We start from the raw sequence: 14,844 nt of genomic DNA, 5'->3' as shown, positions 1-14,844 counted from the left end.
CCACCCGAGGAACTCTGCCCCAGGCACTTCAAGCCCTGAGGCCACGCCTGGCCTCTCCCTCTGCCCCATGAAGCCCTCCGTCCCCCAGCCCCCTTCCCTTCCGGGGCCTCCCTCCGCGCCGGCCCTCCAGGACTTCGCCCGGACGCAGCGGCGTGCGGGCCGCTCGGCCCTGTTCGGCCTGGCACTGCTCGGCCTGGTGGCGCTGACCAGCCCCTTGCTCGCCTACCGGGAGGAGCTGGAGAACGCTCGCGAAGAGGCGCTTGCCCACTTGTCCGTCCAGGCCCAGGTGCAGGCCGAGGCCCTGGGCGTGCACCTCCAGCTGCTCGAGGCCGAGCTCCAACGGCTGGCCCAGCACCCCAAGCTCATCCTCGAGGATGGTCCCGCAGGCCCCGAGGTCACCGTGCTGGACAACGCCCTGCACCACACCCACCTCTTCTCCGAGGGCGTCGTCCTCCTGAGCGCCTCGGGACGCCGCGTGTGGAGCGATCCCCCCGCGATGGCGCTGGGCGAATCTCCCGTGACCACCCGCCCCTGGTTCCGCCGCGTGCAGAGGGAGGGGGTCTCGGACATCAACCTGCTGGAGCGAGAGGACGGGCCTCTGGTGGTGGCGGTGCCCGTGGTGCGCGGCGGACGGCAGGTGGTGGGCATGCTCGTGGGTGAGCTTCGCGCCGGAGCGAAGCCGCTCCCGGGCGTCAGCGCGAAGGGCACGGATCTCACGCTGCTGGTGAGCCTGAACGGAAAGCTCCTGCTGCCCATGCCCCCGCAGAACCTCCGGTGGACCACCCAGCTCGCCTCGGACCTGATCGCCCTGGTGCACGCGCCCGGGCGCATCACCTTGGCAGACACCGCCATGCTGGGCGCGGCGGCCCCCGTGCCCGTGCCCGCGGGCGTGAGCGGCATGCTGCTGGCCGTGCTGGAGAACGAGGAGCACAACGTCGCGCCCCTGAGGTACCGCTTCCTCAGCCAGCTCATCTTGCACAGCGCCTTGCTGATCAGCACCCTGATCGTCTTCGTCTTCCTGCTGCGGCGCTCGTACCGCTCACTGCTCCGGGCGGAAGAGCGGCTCCGGCACCAGGAGACAATGGCCGCGCTGGGCTCCGCCAGCCAGCTCATCGCCCACGAGGTGAAGAACGCCCTCAATGGCATCCAGGCCGCCCTCTCGCTGCTGCGGCCCGCCTCCTCCAGCGGCGAGGTGGCCCTGCCGGCCTTGCGCGCCCAGGTGCAGCGGCTGGGCCACCTGGCGCGCTCGCTGCTGTCCTTCGGCGAGCCTCGGCCCATGCTGCGCCGGCCCTGCGATCTGAGACTGCTGGTGGATGAAGCCTTGCAGTCCTTGCGCCTGCTGCCCGAGGCCGAGGACGTCCGCATCGGCGTAACGATGGCGGAGGGCCTCACCGTGCACGTGGATCCGGCCCTGCTGGTGGCCGCCATCGACAACCTTTTACGCAACGCGGTAGAGGCCGGTGCGGTGGCCCGGGACACGGGCCTGCGTCCCGCCCCCTGGGTGCAGGTGAGCCTCGCTCGCGAGGGCGCCGAGGCCGTCCTGCTGGTGGAGGACAACGCGGGCGGTGTGGATCCGAAGCTGGAGCCGCGCCTGTGGGAGCCCTTCGCCACCGCGCGCGCCAAGGGCATTGGCCTGGGGCTGCCCATGGCGCGAACCGCCGTGGAGGCTCACGGCGGCAGCCTCACCTATACTCGTCTGCCCGAGGGCAGCCGCTTCAGCCTTCGGCTACCCTTGGAGAGCGCCGCATGAGCACGTCCTTGCTCCTGGTGGACGACGATCGCACCTTCTCCTCTCTCGCCTCCTCCGTTCTCTCCCAGGAAGGCTTCCTGGTGCGCACGGCCCGCTCGCTCCATGAGACGCGCGCGGCCCTGGCCCGCGAGGCCCCCGATCTGGTGATCCTCGATCGCCGGCTGCCGGATGGAGATGGGCTCTCCTTCCTGCCCGAGCTGCGCGCCCAGATGCCCGGCACCGTGGTGCTCATGGTGACGGCGCACGGAGACATCGCCAGCGCGGTGGAGGCCATCAAGGCGGGCGCGCGCGACTACCTGGCCAAGCCGGTGGAGCTGGACGATCTCGTGCTCCGCGCACGCCGTGCTGCCCAGGACGTGCAGCTGCAAGAGCGCCTGCGCCGGGCCGAGAGCGCCCTGGAGGGCCGCCGCCGCCTGCTGGAGCCCCGCTCACCGGTCATGCGGCAGACGCTGCAGATGCTGGAGCGGATCGCCACCTCGCCCCGCAGCCCCGTGCTCGTGCAGGGGGAGACGGGCGTGGGCAAAGAGGTGATCGCCCGCCACCTGCACCTGCTGCGCGCCGAGCAGGGCCCCTTCGTCCACGTCAACTGCGCCGCCCTGCCCGACACCCTGGTGGAGAGCGAGCTGTTCGGCCACGAGCGCGGCTCCTTCACCGACGCACGCACCGCCCGGAGAGGCCTGGTGGAGGTGGCCAACGGCGGCCTGCTCTTCCTCGATGAGGTGGGCGAGCTGCCGCTGCCTCTGCAGGCCAAGCTGCTCACCTTCCTGGACAAGGGAGCCTTTCGCCGGCTGGGCGGCAGCAGCGAGCTGACCAGCAGCGCGCGCGTGGTGGCCGCCACCAACCGCGATCTCTCCCAGGAGGTGTCCGCCGGCCGCTTTCGCGAGGACCTCTACTTCCGGCTGAGCGTCTTCAAGGTGGAGGTACCTCCCCTGCGCGAGCGCCGCGAGGATGTGCTGCCGCTGGCCGAGTCCCTGGTGGCCGAGCTGTGCGCGGAGCTGGGCCGCCGGCCCGTCACCTTCTCCGCCGCCGCGCGCGAGCGGCTCGCGCGCTACCCCTTCCCGGGCAACGTGCGCGAGCTGCGCAACGTGCTCGAGCGCGCCCTGGTGCTCGAGAGCGGCCCGGCCCTGGAGCTCGAGGCGCTGGCCACGGGCCCCCGGAGCCCCACCGCCTCCACGGATCCGCAGGCCTTCGTGGTCTCGGGCCCGCCGCGGCCCTTAGAAGAGATGGATCGTCTTTACGTGCGGCACGTGCTCGAGCTCCTGGAGGGCCGCCGCATGGACGCCGCCCGGGCGCTGGGCATCTCCTACCCGACCTTCCTGCGCAAGCTGGGCGAAGAGTAACCCAGCGCGTCATCCGCCCTGCGACCGCCCGCCTGCCTGGCAGGTCTCTCCGGAGTTCAAGGATTTTAAACCCGCGATGAGCGGCACTTTAAAATTCTTTAATCTGTTCTTTCATTCACCGAAATTCTCCAAGTGAAGTCAATGGGTTAACCCCTGGCACGTGCTTTGCCTGAGGAAGCGTAAACCGCGCCGTTCCCCTGTCCCCGAGGGAGCGGCGCCTTGCTCTTCTGGAGGCACTCAACGTGACGAAGTCTGGCGTGGAGGGAGCCGGTACGGCCGGCTCGATCCGAAGTGTCCTGGCCAGTGATGTGCCGGCCTCCCTGGTCGTCTTCCTGGTCGCCGTACCGCTGTGCATGGGCATCTCGCTGGCGTCGGGCGCGCCCATCATGTCCGGCCTCATCGCTGGCGTGGTCGGCGGGCTGGTGGTCGGCCTGCTCGGCGGCGCGCCCCTGCTGGTGAGCGGCCCGGCTGCGGGCCTCGCGGTGATGGTGTTCGGCTTCATCAACGAGATGGGCTTCGCCGTCACCTGTGCCGCGGTGGCCGCTGCGGGCATGGTGCAGATGGCGATGGGCAGCCTGAAGGTGGCGCGCACCGCGCTGGCCATCTCCCCGGCGGTGATCCACGGAATGCTGGCGGGCATCGGCATCCTGATCGTTCTGGGCCAGCTGCACATCGTGCTGGGCGGCTCGCCCCAGTCCAACGCGTGGCAGAACATCAAGGAGCTGCCTGGGCAGATCGCGGATCTGCACGGCCCCGCGACGATCTTGGGCCTGCTCACCATCGGCCTGCTGGTGCTGTGGCAGGTGATGCCCAAGAGCCGGCTCAAGCAGATCCCCGGGCCGCTGGTGGCGGTGGTGGGCGCTTCGGCGGTGGCGGCGCTGTGGGGCGCCAACGTGAAGCGCGTGGAGCTGGCCGGTGACTTCTTCAGCAGCCTGCAGCTGCCCCAGCTGCCCCAGAACCAGTGGGGCGCCTTCGTGGTCGCGGCGCTCTCGCTGGCGCTGGTGGCCAGCGCCGAGTCCCTGCTGAGCGCGGTGGCCACGGACAAGATGCACACGGGCCCGCGCGCCAACCTGGACAAGGAGCTGTTCGCGCAGGGCCTGGCCAACACCGTGTCCGGCCTCGCGGGCGGCCTGCCCATCACGGGCGTCATCGTCCGCAGCGCGGCCAACATCGCCGCGGGCGCCAAGACGCGCACCTCGGCCGTGCTGCACGGCGTGTGGATGCTGCTCTTCGTCACGATGCTGGCCGCGCTGCTGAAGCTGGTGCCTCTCACCGTGCTGGCGGGCCTGCTCGTCTTCGTGGGTGTGAAGCTGGTGAACACGCACCACATCCAGGAGCTGCGCCGCCGCGGCGAGCTGTCCGTGTACGTGGTGACGGTGGCCGGCGTGGTGGGCGTCAACCTGCTGGCGGGCATCGCCATGGGCCTGGCGCTGGCCGTGGGCCGGCTGCTGTGGCAGCTGGGCAAGGTGCAGGTGCACGTGAAGCAGGAAGGTGACGTGCACCAGGTGCGCGTGGGCGGAGCCCTCACGTTCGTGGGCGTGCCCAAGCTGTCCGCTGCGCTGGCCCAGGTCCCCATGGGCGCCAAGGTCGAGTTGGATCTGGCCGTGGAGACGCTGGACCACTCCGGTTACGAGGCGCTCGAGAGCTGGTCCGAGACGCACCGTAAGACGGGCGGCCATGTGTACATGGAGCCGCTCGAAGACATCTGGCGGCGCAAGAGCACCAGCGCAGCCACTCCCTCCCCCGTTCCTCCCCCTGTCACTTCCCCTTCCCCGTCTCTCACTGCCGAGGGTGCACGATGAAGAAGCTCATTCGCGGTCTCCTGGATTTCCAGCGTCACAGCCTCCCCGCCTACCGCTCCACTTTCGCGCGCCTGGCCAAGGGCCAGACTCCGGACTGCCTCTTCATCACCTGCGCTGACAGCCGCGTGGTGCCCAACCTCCTGGTGTCCACGGATCCGGGCGATCTCTTCGTCATGCGCAACGTGGGCAACATGGTGGCGCCCTCGGATGCGTCGGGCCAGTCCATGGGCGACCGCTCCGAGGCCGCCGCGGTGGAGTACTCCCTGCTCCACCTGCCGGTGACGGACGTGGTGGTGTGCGGGCACTCCAGCTGCGGCGCCATGAAGGCGCTGCTGGCGGGAATGTCGGACGCGCGGTGCCCCAACCTCTGCGACTGGCTGGATCTGGGCCGCGGCGCCCTGCAGTCCCTGGAGAAGGCCGGCCGCGTGGGTGAGGGCCTGGAGCCGGCGGACAGGCTCAGCCAGCTCAACGTGCTGCAGCAGCTGGCCCACCTGCGCTCGTACCCCCTGGTGCGCGAGCGCATGGCCGCGGGCACGCTGCGGCTGCACGGCTGGTGGTTCGACATTGGCAATGCAAAGGTGCATGCCTACCGCCCCGGCCGCGAGGCCTTCGTCCCCATCGACGAGTTGGAGGGCGAGCAGATGCTCGCGGATCTGGGCGCCAACGGTGTGGGGGATGCCTCGACCTCCGCTGCCTGAGCCCGCTGGGGCGTGAGGAAGGGCTTCTCTTCGGGACCCTCACGCCCTGGCGGCCAGGTTTTGTGCTGGGCCCGGAGTCCCCGGGCTCAGCGCGCCCCCGGAGTAACGGGGGCCGCGCTGCCTCAGCGGTACGTTAGCAGCGCGCGCTGGGCACCCTCGAAGTAGCCGTGCTCGTTCAGCGTGGAGAGGTACCGGCCGCGCTCGCTGTAGACGATCTTGGTGACGCCGCAGTTGGCCAGCGTCCAGTTCAGGCGGAAGGCGTGCTCGTCGGGGATCCGCAGCAGGTCCTGGCAGATGGCGGTGATGGGTCCCCCCGAGGTGAACACCAACGCGGTCTTGGAAGCTCCCAGCTCCTGGATGAGCTCCGTCAACGCGCGGAGGCTGCGCTCCCGGAAAGCGGCCCAGGTCTCGGTGTAGTCGGCCTCGTGCCGGCCCTCGACCCAGCGGGCGACGGCCTGCGTGAACACTTCCTGGAAGGCCCGGCGAGGGTCTGGCGTCTCAGCCAGGTCCTGCATCATCAGGCTCTTGTCCGCGTAGCGCGGGATGTGGCGGACGACGATCTCCTCGTGGTCGTACTCGTTGAAGTCCACCATGCGCTTGTGAGGCACCGCCACCCCGAGCGCCTTCAGGCACGCATCCGCCGTCTGCCAGTGTCGCGCCATTCCTCCGGTGACCACCGCATCCACACACGGGAGCCGCGCGCGCAGCGCCTCCCCGAGCACCTTCGCCTGCGCCACCCCCATCTCCGAGAGCTGATCGTAGTCCGCGGCCCCGAACGAGGCCTGTCCATGGCGAACCAAGTATACGACGCCCATCAGCGTGCCCCCTTCTTCCGGATGAGCCGGTTGCAGCGCAGCCCGAGGTAGTTGACCAGCACCCAGAAGTTCTTGAACGCGGGGTTGCGCGTCTGCTTGTGGTGGTAGCGGTAGTAGATCTGCTGGGCGATGACGGCGAGCCGGAACAGGCCGTAGACCTCATAGAAGGTCCAGTTGGCCGGCTTCAGCTTCATGCGATCGAGGTAGTACTCGACCACCTCCTCGCGCCGGAGCATGCCAGGCAGGTGCGTGGGCTGGCGCCGCGTGGCTCGCAAAAAGAAGTTATCGTCGGCGTGGACCCAGTAGGCCAGCGCATTGCCCAGATCCATCAGCGGATCTCCCAGCGTGGCCATCTCCCAGTCGAGCACGCCGATGACTCGGATGGGCTCTCCTGGATCGAGCACCACGTTGTCGAAGCGCCAGTCGTTGTGGATGACGCAGGTGGCGACATCGTCGGGGGTGTTGGCCTTGAGCCAATCGCGCACATACTGGAAGCCGAGCACATTCCAGGTGTGAGCCTTCTCGTAGCGGTCCGACCAGCCCTCGATCTGCCGCTTCGGATAGCCGGGCCCCTTGCCCAGCGACGACAGCCCCACGGCCGCCGCGTCCACGGAGTGCAGTTCCACCAGCTTGTCGATGACGTTGAGACAGAGCTGCCGCGTCTGCGGCTGGTCCAGGGTGAGCCCCCGAGGCAGGTGCTTGCGAGGGATGAGGCCCTCGATGCGCTCCATCACGTAGAAGTCCGAGCCCAGCACCGCCGGGTCCTGACACAGGCCGATCATGGTGGGCACGGCCGGATAGGCAGGCTTCAGGGCCTTCTGCACCGAGTACTCGCGGGCCATGTCGTGCGCGGACTTGGCCTTCGTCCCCGCCGGGGGCCGGCGAAGGATGAGATCGCGGTTGGCGTACTTGAGCCGGTAGGTCCAGTTCGAGGCACCTCCCGAGTACTGGGTGACTTCAGGCGTGCCCTCCAGCGTGGGCACCTGGGTCTTGAGCCAGGCATCCACGGCGGGGACGTTCAGTTCTTCTCCCGGGCGGACGGCTCCGGCCGAGTCAGTGGGCGAGGTGGAAGGCATGGCGTCGCGATCTCTCCTCAAGTCTGTGTGGGGTCGGGGCGCGGGCGCATCCGGGCGGTGCTCTTGCGCAACAACCGGGCGTAGATCTCTCTCGGGAGGAAGCGCTTCATCAGCCACGCCCTGCGGCCCTGCGCGTGAGACAGGACGTAGAACTGCCTCCGCTCCACGGCGCGGAAGACATCATTGGCGACGTCATCCGCGGTGATGGGCGAGCGATCCAGCAGCTTCGCCATGGTGACCTTCAGCCGCGGATCCGGAGTGCGCAGCGACTCGGTCAGGTTGGTCTTGAAGAAGGCCGGGCAGACGACGCTGACGCCGATGTTCGCGTCCGCCAGCTCGTTGTGCAGCGTCTCCGACAGGGAGACGACAGCGGCCTTCGTGGCGTTGTAGCTGCTCATCATCGGCGCATCGAGCAGGCCCGCCATGGAGGAGACGTTGACGAAGTGCCCGTGGCCCTGCCGCTTGAACAGGGGCGTGAACACCTTGCAGCCTCGCACCACGCCCAGCAGGTTGATGTCGATGATCCAGCGCCAGTCATCGATCGACACGTCCTCGATGGCGCCCGCCTGGGCCACCCCGGCGTTGTTCACCACCACGTCCACGCCGCCCCAGCGCTGCTGGAGCGTCTCCGCTGCTGCGATCAGGTCCTCGTCGCGCGTCACATCGCAGCGCAGGAAGTGCGCGTCCGGGCCCAAGGAGGACAGCACCTCCGCGCCCCGGGCTTCGTTGAGGTCCGCGATGCAGACCTTCCACCCCGCGCGGGCGAAGCGCTGGGCGATGGCCTTCCCGAGCCCGCTGGCACCACCGGTGATGAAGATGCGTTGGTTGGCCATGGCTCAGCTCCGGGAATGGCCGCGCTTGGCCAGTTCGAGACGCGCGATGACGCCCTTGTGGACCTCGTCCGGACCGTCCGCGATGCGCAGGATGCGCGCCTGGGCGAAGAAGCCCGCGAGCACCGTGTCCTGGGACACGCCCGCGCCCCCGTGGATCTGGATGGCGTCGTCCACCACCTGCTGGAGCACGTTGGGCGCCACGACCTTGATGGCGGAGATCTCCGTCATGGCTCCCAGGGCACCCACCTCGTCCATCTTCCACGCCGCGAAGAACGTCAGCAGCCGCGCCTGATCGATGGCGACCCGGGCCTCAGCGACGCGCTCGCGGTTGCCACCCAGGTTGAGCAGCGGCTTGCCGAAAGCAGTGCGCGCCATGCCCCGATCGATCATCAGCTCCAGCGCCCGCTCCGCCGCGCCGATGCAGCGCATGCAGTGGTGGATGCGGCCGGGTCCCAGACGGCCTTGGGCAATCTCGAAACCCTGCCCCGGTCCGGCGATGAAGTGGGAAACGGGCACGCGCACGTCCTTGAAGTGCACCTCTCCGTGTCCATGGGGCGCGTCGTACTCGCCGTAGACGGGCAGCATGCGGCGGATCGTCACGCCCGGGGTGTCCATGGGGACCAGCACCATGGAGTGCTGATTGTGGCGGCCGCCCTGCTCGTTGGGCGTGCGCGCCATGAAGATGATGACCTTCGCCCTCGGGTGGCCCAGGCCGCTCGACCACCACTTGCTGCCATTGAGGACGATCTCGTTGCCCTCCACGACGGCCGTGGCCTGCATGTTCGTGGCATCCGAGGACGCCACGTCCGGCTCCGTCATGCAGAACACCGAGCGGATCTCCCCGGCCAGCAACGGCTTGAGCCAGCGCTCCTTCTGCTCCTCGGAGCCGTACTTCCAGAGCACCTCCATGTTGCCGGTGTCCGGAGCGCTGCAGTTGAAGACCTCGGGGGCGATGAAGCTGCGCCCCGTCTCCTCGGCCAGCGGCGCGTACTCCAGGGTGCTCAGGCCCGCGCCCAGCTTCTCATCGGGCAGGAACAGGTTCCACAGGCCCTCGGCCTTCGCGCGAGCCTTCAGCTCGTCCATCACCGCCGGAACCTTCCACGTCTTCCAGTCACCCGCCTGGCAGGTGGCGTGGACCTCATCCCGGTAGCGGGCCTCGGCCGGCTCGATGTGCTCGCGCATGAAGCGCCGGAGGCGCTCCAGGTAGTCCTTGGTTCGGGCGCTCGGCTCGAAGTCCATCGCAAGTCTCCTTCTGGAAGGCCTGCATCCTCCGCGTTCGGCCTTGATGAATCCAGTGAAGGTTGGTCATGTGTTCCCATGAAGTCTGTTCATGACTCTTCCCGGCTGGCGAGGCTGGACCTCAACCTCTTCCGCGTCTTTGACGTGGTCCTCCGGGAGCGGAACCTCACGCGGGCCGCGGAGGTGCTCTTCCTCAGCCAATCGGCGGTGAGCCATGCACTCGCCCGGCTTCGGGATCAGCTGGGAGAGCCGCTCTTCGTCCGGGAGGGCCGAGGCGTGGCACCCACGCCGTTCGCGGAGCGGCTGGCGCCGGAGCTTCGCGAGGCCCTCGCGCTGTTCGACCGGGCGATCCACCGCACGCGGAGCTTCGATCCTCCCCGCGACCTGGGCACCTTCACCGTAGCCATGAACGACGTGCTCGAGCCCTCCATCCTCCCGCACCTGGTGGCGCGCCTGCGCCAGAGCGCTCCTGGAGCGAGGGTGACGAGCGTCCGGCTGGATAGGCCTCGGCTGGAGCGGGATCTGGCCTCGGGGCGGGTGGACCTGTCCATCGACGTGGAGCAGCAGACGGGCGCCGACCTGCGGCACACCACCCTGCTGCGGGACACCTTCTGCGTGGTGAGCCGACGCCGGCGCAGGCTGGACGTGGCGGCGTACATGGCTTCGCGGCATGTCACCGTGTCCTCTCGGCGCACGGGGCTGGCCGTGGAGGATTTGGTCCTCTCCCGCCTGGGCTACCAGCGCGACGTCACCGTGCGATGCCAGCACTACGAGGCGGCGTTCCAGATGGTCGCTGGCTCCAAGTTCCTCCTCACCATGCCGCGGCGCCGCGCGGAGGAGCTGCACGCCCTGCTGGGCAACCACCTCCTGCCAATGCCGCTGTCGCTCCCGCCGCTGGAGCTGCACCTCTATTGGCACCGGCAATCGGATTCAGAGCCGCGCAACCAGTGGCTGCGCACAGAGCTGCTGTCGCTCACTTCCTCCCTGTAACAGTGGCAAACTGCGGGGTGCTTCAGCCCCCGTCACCTCCTTCAGAAAGGCAGAGCCATGGCGTACCCCACCGCTGTCAATGAGCAGATCACCGATGCAGTGACGCAGGCGAACGTGAAAGTGCTCGGAGATGCCCCTGCCATCGCGATGGGCAATCTCTTCGTGGCGACCTCGCAGGCGCTCTCCAACGCGGCCCACAACGCCACCCAGAACCAGCAGCAAACGAACGTGACCGCACAGGCCGCCACTACCCAGGGCGTCGCGACGCTCTACAGCATCGATACGGCCTCGGATGCAGTGGGCACGGTTAAAATCTACGAGTGAGAGGAGGCACACCATGACGAAGACGGCCCAAGACTTTGCCCGGGACTTGACCCTGATCGTGGACACCAGCGCCCACGCCCTCACAGCCTTGACCCACGTACTCGAGCAGCAGCAGCAGAGCATCCTCGCGTTGGCCTCCAAGGGAAGCGTGCCCGCGCCACCCCTCGCCGGAATTCCCAACGCCTTCCGCCCGCCCGCAGCCGAGGCCGCAGCCTCGGCTCCCGCGACGACCCCTGCGGCGCCGACAGCCGCCTCCGCTGAGACAGCCTCTCCGGCCGCGCCCTCGCCCGAGGCCCTGCTGGCCCAGGCCGAGAAGACCGCGCAGGCGCTGCTGGAGAATGCGCCCGAGCTTGCCCTCTCTCACGTGTACCACGCCTCCGCGCACGCGGTCAGCCTCGCGCTCTTGAACACCGTGGCCGCGCAGCAGCACCTGAACATCGTCGCGCAGGCCGTGGTGACCCGAGGCGCCGCCAACCAGCTCTCCACTCCCGCTTCCGCAGCGCCGGCCGCCTCCGGAAAGAGCACGAGCACGGCGGACTCGAGCCCGCCGCCAGCTCCGCCCTCGCGCTCCCGCGCACGCTGACGGTGAATGACGGCCGACTTCTCCGTACGGCCCCAGCAGGCTTTGGGTATCGTGGCGAGGTCACTTGGGAGGACCTCGTGCGGCTGCTCATTCAGCATCGCAACCTGTACCGCTACCCGAAGCCTGCGGCCCTCGGCCCGCACCTCATCCGCCTGCGCCCGGCGCTTCACGCCCGTGCCGCCATCGAGAGCTACGGCCTCACCGTCGAGCCCTCCACCGCGCAGGTACGCTGGCAGCAGGATCCGTATGGCAACCGCGTCGCCCGCGTCACCTTCCCCGAAGGCGTGCGCGTCCCGCACCTCGAGGTAACGGTGGAGTTGGCCGTCGACGTGCGGCCGGTGAACCCGTTCGACTTCCTCCTCGACGACCGCTGCGAGGTCGTCCCCTTCGCCTACCCGCCGGAGCTGAAGCAGGACCTCCTCCCCTTCCTCGACGTGAACGAGCCAGCGGTGCGAGGCGGCGAGCGCCTCAAGGCCTTCCTCGACGAGCTGCCGCGCTCCGGCCCAACGGTCCCGCTCATCATTCAGCTCAACGAGAAGGTGAACCAGCGCATCCAGTACATCATCCGCGAGGAGGCGGGCATCCACACACCCGAGGAGACGCTCGCGGCGGGCAAGGGCAGCTGCCGGGACTCGGCGATGCTGCTCATCGCGGTGCTGCGCTCGCGCGGGCTCGCGGCGCGCTTCGTGAGCGGCTACTTGGTGCAGCTCACCGACGAAGGGATGATCCCCAACGCGCCGCGCGGCGTGGGACGCGACGTGGTGGATCTGCACGCCTGGGCGGAGGTCTTCCTGCCCGGGGCGGGTTGGATCGGGCTCGACGCCACCAGCGGACTCCTGACGGGCGAGGGCCATATCCCGCTCGCCTCGACGGCCTCACCGGCGCTGGCAGCCCCCATCGAGGGCACCAGTGACACCCAGGCGGAGGAGGTGCGGTTCTCGATGACGGTGGGCCGGCTCGGGCACGAGCCTCGGCCGACGGCGCCCTACACGGACGAGGTGTGGCAGGCCCTCTGCGAGGGTGGAGATCGCGCGGACGCGGTGCTGAGGGAGCGCGGGGTGAAGCTCACCATCGGCGGCGAGCCCACCTTCAACGCCCGCGAGCACACCGAGCTGCCGGAGTGGAACGGCGACGCGCTGGGCGAGACCAAGTGGAAGCTCGGGGTGAAGCTCGCCGAGGAGCTCCGGCGGCGGCTCTCCCCTGGAGCGGCCCTGCTGCTGCGCGCCGGAAAGCACTATCCAGGAGAGAGCCTGCCTCGCTGGGCGCTCGACATCTGCGGACGGCGCGACCGGGAGCCTCTCTGGACGGGCGAGGCGCTGGCTTCGGGAGACAACGCAGGCACGGCACAGGCGCGCGAGGTCGCGCAGGCGGTGGCGTCGCGCCTCGGCCTGGCTCAGCACCTGCTCCCCGCCTTCGAGGATCCGTGGCGCTTCCTGCAGGACGAGGAGAACCTGCCGGTGGACGTCGATCCGCTCAAGGCCAACCTCAACGACTCGGAGGAGCGGCGGCGCTTGGCCAAGGTTCTGGGCCAGGGGCTCGGCAATGAGGTGGGCTTCGTGCTGCCCCTCGGGCGAGACACGGACGGGCGCTGGGTCAGCGACCCCTGGCAGTTCCGGCGGCGCCACCTGTTCCTGCTCCCGGGTGACAGCCCGCTCGGCCTGCGGCTGCCGCTGCGCTCGCTCTCGGAGGGAGACCCGCTCTCCGACCTCTGGGAGGAGCCCTATGAGCCCATCGATCCGCGCCGCGAGCCGTCCCCCGAGGAGGCCAAGCAGCACAAGGTCATCGCGAAGGAGCGAGCCAGCCGCCTGCCCCGAGTGCGGACCGCGCTGGCCTTTGAGGCGCGCGGTGGAACGGTGCACGTGTTCCTGCCGCCGCTGGCCCGGGCCGAGGACTTCTTCGATCTCGTGTCCATCATCGATCAGGCGCGCGAGCACACCGGCATCGCCATTCAGTTGGAGGGCTACCCTCCCCCGTCCTCGCCGCTGCTCTACCGCTTCGCGGTGACGCCGGACCCGGGCGTGCTCGAGGTCAACCTGCCGCCCGTGTCGAGCAACCGCGAGTACACGGAGCTCGTGGGCCAGGTGTTCGACGCGGCCCTCCACGCGGGTCTCCACAGCGAGAAGTACCTGATGGACGGCCGCATGGCCGGCAGCGGCGGCGGCAACCACATCACGGTCGGTGGCCCGACGGCCCTGTCCAGCCCGCTCCTCACCCGGCCCGAGCTGCTGGCCTCGCTCATCACCTTCGTGCAGCACCACCCGTCGCTGTCGTACCTCTTCACCGGCCTGTTCGTGGGGCCAACCTCGCAGGCACCGCGCGTGGACGAGGCGCGGCACGAGGCGCTCTACGAGCTGGAGATCGCGCTCGACAAGGCCTTCAACGCTGGCACCGCGCCGCCGCCCTGGCTGTCGGACATGCTCTTCCGGAACCTGCTGGTGGACGTGGCGGGCAACACCCACCGGGCGGAGCTGAGTCTGGACAAGCTGTTTGACCCCCAGACGGCCACCGGGCGGCAGGGACTGGTGGAGTTGCGCGCCTTCGAGATGCCGCCGCACGCGCGCATGGTGTCCGCGCAGGCCATCCTGGTGCGCGCGCTCTTCGCCGCGTTCGCCCAGGAGCCCTACCAGAAGAAGCTGGTCCGCTTCGGCACGTCGCTCCACGACAAGTACCTGCTGCCCTACTACTTGGGACGGGACCTGGAGGACGTGCTCGCCCACCTCGCGGCCAAGGGCGTTCCCCTGCCGCAGGAGGCGTACACCCCCTTCCTGGAGCTGCGCTGCCCGCTCGCCGGGCGCATGCAGCTGGGGGATGTCACGATCGAGGTGCGCAATGCGCTCGAGCCCTGGCCGGTGCTGGGCGAGGAGCTGAGCGGGGGCGGAACCTCCCGCTACGTGGACTCGTCCATGGAGCGCATCGAGGTGCGCGTCTCCGGACTCATCCCGGAGCGGCACCTGCTGCTCGTCAACGGGCACACGCTGCCGCTCACGCCCACGGCGAAGGCCAACGAGTGGGTGGCCGGGGTGCGGTTCCGCGCGTGGGCTCCGCCGCACAGCCTGCACGCACACCTGGGCATCCACCACCCCATCCGGCTGGATCTGCTCGACACGTGGGGGCAGCGCTCGCTGGGCGCCTGCGCCTACCACGTGTGGCACCCCGAGGGCCGTGCCTTCTCCACCCCGCCGCTCACCCGCTTCGAGGCCTCCGCCCGCCGCGCGCAGCGCTTCACCTCCGAGGCTCCCCTGCCCTGGCCGGTGAAGGCCCGTCCGGCCCAGCCCAGCGCGGAGAACCCCACCACCCTCGACCTGCGCCGCCTGCCGCTCGACTACCGGCCTCCCAAGCCTCCAGCCGAGGAGGAGACCCCGGGCTGAGCCGGGGCTCTTGCGATAGCTGTTCT

At 69.4% G+C, this 14,844-nt stretch carries 12 protein-coding genes; 8 read left to right on the top strand and 4 right to left on the bottom strand.

All coding sequences use genetic code 11. The features are described 5' to 3' along the window. Positions 1–67 precede the first annotated feature (67 nt). The 4 genes from DB31_RS07220 to DB31_RS07205 all read left to right on the top strand — a co-directional run bounded on the left by DB31_RS07220 (position 68) and on the right by DB31_RS07205 (position 5,590). Complete coding sequence (locus DB31_RS07220; protein ID WP_044184440.1) at positions 68–1,750, top strand: sensor histidine kinase; 1,683 nt, start codon at positions 68–70, stop codon at positions 1,748–1,750. Then, a complete protein-coding gene (locus DB31_RS07215; protein ID WP_044184437.1) occupies positions 1,747–3,090 on the top strand; it encodes a sigma-54-dependent transcriptional regulator in 1,344 nt (447 codons plus the stop codon). The genes DB31_RS07220 and DB31_RS07215 overlap by 4 nt, the downstream gene beginning before the upstream one ends. Positions 3,091–3,332: 242 nt before the next feature. After that, entirely contained in the window at positions 3,333–4,892 is a 1,560-nt protein-coding gene (locus DB31_RS07210; RefSeq protein WP_276203609.1) for a SulP family inorganic anion transporter, read from the top strand. Continuing rightward, positions 4,889–5,590, top strand: a complete 702-nt coding sequence (locus tag DB31_RS07205; protein ID WP_044184431.1) for a carbonic anhydrase — start codon at positions 4,889–4,891, stop codon at positions 5,588–5,590. The genes DB31_RS07210 and DB31_RS07205 overlap by 4 nt, the downstream gene beginning before the upstream one ends. A gap of 122 nt (positions 5,591–5,712) precedes the next feature. On the opposite strand, the gene DB31_RS07200 is transcribed toward DB31_RS07205, so the two are convergent. Genes DB31_RS07200 through DB31_RS07185 form a run of 4 tightly spaced genes read right to left on the bottom strand, consistent with a single transcriptional unit; the run spans position 5,713 to position 9,553 of the window. Further along, positions 5,713–6,405 carry a histidine phosphatase family protein gene (locus DB31_RS07200; RefSeq protein ID WP_044184426.1) on the bottom strand — a complete coding sequence of 231 codons (693 nt, stop codon included), beginning with the start codon at positions 6,403–6,405 and terminating at the stop codon, positions 5,713–5,715. Further along, positions 6,405–7,481, bottom strand: coding sequence for a phosphotransferase family protein (locus DB31_RS07195; protein ID WP_044184423.1), 1,077 nt, complete (start codon positions 7,479–7,481; stop codon positions 6,405–6,407). The genes DB31_RS07200 and DB31_RS07195 overlap by 1 nt, the downstream gene beginning before the upstream one ends. A gap of 17 nt (positions 7,482–7,498) precedes the next feature. Continuing rightward, a complete protein-coding gene (locus tag DB31_RS07190; protein WP_044184420.1) occupies positions 7,499–8,314 on the bottom strand; it encodes an SDR family oxidoreductase in 816 nt (271 codons plus the stop codon). A 3-nt stretch (positions 8,315–8,317) separates the two neighbouring features. Continuing rightward, entirely contained in the window at positions 8,318–9,553 is a 1,236-nt protein-coding gene (locus tag DB31_RS07185; protein WP_044184417.1) for an acyl-CoA dehydrogenase family protein, read from the bottom strand. A gap of 78 nt (positions 9,554–9,631) precedes the next feature. On the opposite strand from DB31_RS07185, the gene DB31_RS07180 reads away from it, so the two are divergent. The 4 genes from DB31_RS07180 (at position 9,632) to DB31_RS07165 (ending at position 14,818) form a co-directional block, all read left to right on the top strand. Then, positions 9,632–10,543: a LysR family transcriptional regulator gene (locus DB31_RS07180; protein ID WP_044184414.1), complete on the top strand. Its 912-nt coding sequence runs from the start codon at positions 9,632–9,634 to the stop codon at positions 10,541–10,543. Between the two features lie 57 nt (positions 10,544–10,600). Next, on the top strand, positions 10,601–10,867 hold the full coding sequence (locus DB31_RS07175; protein WP_044184411.1) for a RebB family R body protein: 267 nt from the start codon (positions 10,601–10,603) through the stop codon (positions 10,865–10,867). A gap of 13 nt (positions 10,868–10,880) precedes the next feature. After that, positions 10,881–11,450 (top strand): RebB family R body protein, encoded by a 570-nt coding sequence (locus tag DB31_RS07170; protein WP_044184409.1) that lies wholly within the window; start codon positions 10,881–10,883, stop codon positions 11,448–11,450. A 77-nt stretch (positions 11,451–11,527) separates the two neighbouring features. Then, the gene (locus DB31_RS07165; RefSeq protein ID WP_044184407.1) at positions 11,528–14,818 is read left to right on the top strand and encodes a transglutaminase family protein; all 3,291 of its coding nucleotides are present in this window, start codon (positions 11,528–11,530) and stop codon (positions 14,816–14,818) included. Positions 14,819–14,844: the final 26 nt, after the last annotated feature.

The sequence above is a fragment of the Hyalangium minutum genome (genome assembly GCF_000737315.1).
GTDB classification, from domain to species: domain Bacteria; phylum Myxococcota; class Myxococcia; order Myxococcales; family Myxococcaceae; genus Hyalangium; species Hyalangium minutum.
This window is presented reverse-complemented; position numbering and strand designations above follow the sequence as displayed.